The 3,404-nt window shown below is 59.9% G+C and carries 2 protein-coding genes; both read right to left on the bottom strand.

Annotation, left to right across the window (positions count from 1 at the left end):
* Positions 1 to 181: 181 nt before the first annotated feature.
* Positions 182 to 1,591 (bottom strand): MFS transporter, encoded by a 1,410-nt coding sequence (locus tag H5U08_RS13280; protein ID WP_297033923.1) that lies wholly within the window; start codon positions 1,589 to 1,591, stop codon positions 182 to 184.
* A 260-nt stretch (positions 1,592 to 1,851) separates the two neighbouring features.
* On the bottom strand, positions 1,852 to 3,390 hold the full coding sequence (locus H5U08_RS13275; protein WP_366494561.1) for a YifB family Mg chelatase-like AAA ATPase: 1,539 nt from the start codon (positions 3,388 to 3,390) through the stop codon (positions 1,852 to 1,854).
* Between the last annotated feature and the right edge of the window lie 14 nt (positions 3,391 to 3,404).

Genomic DNA, 3,404 nt, shown 5'->3' with positions numbered 1-3,404 from the left:
TTTTTTCTAGACAAGCGTTCCCCACTCCGGGGTTCGGCAGTGTGCCCGTCGAGTCAAACGGCCGGCCCTAACGAAAAGCGAATATGAGCACTTCACTGATAAAATTGGAAGGCAAAAGCGGCCCCATCGCCCCAGAGAAAAGCAGCTTCCGACCCACCTGCCACACCGATGCGACGAGGCCTTATGACGGCGGCGCCGCCACCGGATTATCCGGGTTGTCTTCCACGTGCGCATCAATTGCGCACCACTGAGAATTTCCAGAAACCACAGGGGCGGCCGATGTCGCCGTTGCCAAATCGCCGCGGCTCTCTTCGGCCGCGGGGCTGGGAAGTTGGCCCAATGCTTCCACTTCGTCCAGGCGACCAATTCGGGCCAGCTCCGGCCACAACTTGAGTGCCGCGAGCACCGCCAGGATGGCCCCTGTGCCGCCGATCATCGCCGACCCCACCGCCCCAAAGAGTTTGGCCGTCACACCCGATTCCAAACCTCCCAAATCGTTGGAAAGCACGATGAACACACTGTTCACCGCGGAAACGCGTCCCCGCATGTGATCGGGGGTCAGCATCTGCACGAGCGTATGCCGCACGACCACGCTGATGTTGTCCAGCGCCCCGATCAGAAACATCATGGCGAACGACAGCCAGAAGTTGCGGGAGAGCGCGAAAATGATCGTCGCCACCCCGAACCCGGTCACAGCCAGCAGCATATTGCGGCCGGCATGACGCATGGGGGGTGCGTGCGCCAGAATCATGGCCATCGTGATGGCCCCCAACGCCTCTGCCGAACGCAAGAATCCCAAACCTGTTGCACCGACCTTGAGGATGTCCTCGGCAAAAATAGGCAGGATATAGGTCACACCGCCTAAGAGGACAGCGAACAGGTCCAGGCTGATCGCGCCAAGAATCGGTTTATGCCGCCATACAAACTTGAGCCCCTCCCAGATCTCCTCCTGAGCGGAACGTCCACCCGCCTCTCGCTTTTGCGGTCGCGGACGCAGCAGCAAAATTCCTATCAGAGCAACGGCGCGGGCAGCCGCCACCAGGAACAGGACCAGTGCAAAATCGTTGGTTTTGCCGAGAATGACGCCTCCCAGGGCAGGCCCGATCATTGTCCCCATCTGGAAAATACTACTGTTCCAGGCCACCGCTTTGCTGAATTGCGAGGCCGGAACGAGAAGCGGAAGAAGCGCAGCCCGCGCCGGAGTCCCCATCGCCCCCGTCGCCGCTTCCACCACGATGACTGCGTACACCCAGGCTAAAGCGGCATGCTGAAAGGCTGCCACCGCCAGGATCGCACCGCAGAACGCCTGTACCAGCAGCGTCAACGCGAACAGCCGCTGCCGGTTGAATCGATCCGCCAGATGACCACCGCCGGGTGCGAGCAGAACGACGGGCAGTGCTCGGGCCAGCCCCAGCCAGCCCAGCGACATCGGATCTTGCGTCCTTGTGTACAAATAGATCCCCAGTGTCACCATTTCGATCTGGTTCGCCAGAACCATAGCGAACCAACTGGGGGCGTAGATGCGATACTGGCGAGAACTCCAGACGCTCGTCACTCGGTTGGAGGGTTCCTCCACACTGGGTTGGTTCATGAGGGTCGTTTTCACATTTCGATGGCCGCCGATCCGTCGCGGTGCTGATCCCACTTTCCTGAGAAAAAGCCCCAATGGATAGAGGCAACAAGAGATGGAACGGTTCGCCGCTTTGCAATCCTTGAATTATACCAGCCGTTTTCTTTTTTCAAAAAGTGGACCACTCCTGGCGCAAACGAGGCTTGTGAGTTGCTTTTGGCCAGGAGGAGAAGACCAGTGATCCCTCCGACCATGCGGGACGCCGTACCGAAATCCCTCGGCTACTTGAAGAATTGGCGATCCAGCATCCGGTACTGAATGGCCTCGCTGATATGCATTTCACTGATTTCGTCGGAACCATCCAGGTCGGCGATGGTCCGGGCAACGCGGAGAATCTTGTCGTGAGCACGGGCGGAGAGGCCGAGTTCTGTCATCGCCGCCTGCAGAAGCGATCGCGACGCCTGGTTGAGGCGACAGAATCGGCGAATTTGCTGATGGGTCATCTCCGCGTTACACCGCGTTCGTGTCCCGGAAAAACGCTTCGTCTGAATGGCTCGGGCCTGGGTGACAATCTGGCGGGCTTCGGCGCTGGTCATCCCTTGTCGCTGCACCATCAATTCCTGGAAAGGAACGGCCGGCACCTCCAAATGAATGTCAATGCGATCGAGAAGTGGACCGCTGATCTTTGACATGTATCGTTCAATCTGGGGGACCGTGCAGTGGCAGGGGCGACGGGGATCATTCCGATAGCCGCATGGACACGGATTGAGAGCCGCCACCAACATGAAATTGGCGGGAAACGTGGACGTGACATTGGCCCGAGCAATCGTCACCGACCGGTCTTCCAGCGGTTGCCGTAAGACCTCCAGCGTACGCCGATTGAACTCCGGCAGCTCGTCCAGAAACAGGACACCGTTGTGGGCCAGGCTGATTTCTCCCGGCCCTGGAACGGAACCGCCACCGACCAGGCCCGCATCACTGATCGTATGGTGAGGCGCGCGAAACGGCCGCGTCGCCAGCAGCGGCTGCTGTGGATTGACCTTCCCAATCGCGCTGTAAATCCGCGTCGTTTCGATGGATTCTGCGGGGGTCAATTCCGGCAGGATGGTCGGTAAACGCTTGGCCAGCATCGTCTTGCCGGAACCGGGCGGCCCAATCATGAGCAGATTGTGTCCTCCCGCCGCAGCCACCACCAAAGCCCGTTTGGCCATCTCCTGCCCTTTGACGTCAGCCAGGTCTTCCTCGTAATTGGCTGTCTTCTGGAAAAGCTCTTCCAGTCTCGAAGGATGGGGCGGGATGTCCACTTCTCCACACAGAAACGCGGCCGCCTGCGTCAGCGAGGAAACCGGGATAACCTCGATCTCCTCCACAATCGCCGCTTCCGGAGCATTGTGGGCGGGCACGATCAGGCCGCGGCACTGGCCGTCTTTCGCCAGCCGCATGGCCATGCTGAGAGCCCCGCGAACACTGCGGAGTGTGCCATCCAGTGCGAGTTCTCCCACGACCGCGTACTCGGCCAGCTTTTCCATGGCCATCTGCCCGCTGGCCGCCAAAATCCCCAGAGCGATCGGCAGGTCAAAGGAAGCCGCTTCTTTGGGGACATCCGCCGGAGCCAGATTGATGACCGTGCGCGTATTGGCCCGCTGAAACCCCGAATTCACAATCGCCCGTTCCACACGATGAGTGCTTTCCCGGACGGCAGCCTCGGGCAATCCGACCATCACGGTTTTGGCCAGACCGGTGGGTGAGACGTCAACCTCCACCACCACCGGCAGTGCATCAATTCCGACGAGGGTGAATGTCTGCAACTTTGCGAGCATATGAACACCGCCCC

It is taken from the genome of Thermogutta sp., from assembly GCF_014359955.1.
GTDB lineage: Bacteria > Planctomycetota > Planctomycetia > Pirellulales > Thermoguttaceae > Thermogutta.
The sequence above is the reverse complement of the archived record's forward strand: the minus strand, read 5'-3'. Positions and strand labels throughout refer to the sequence as shown.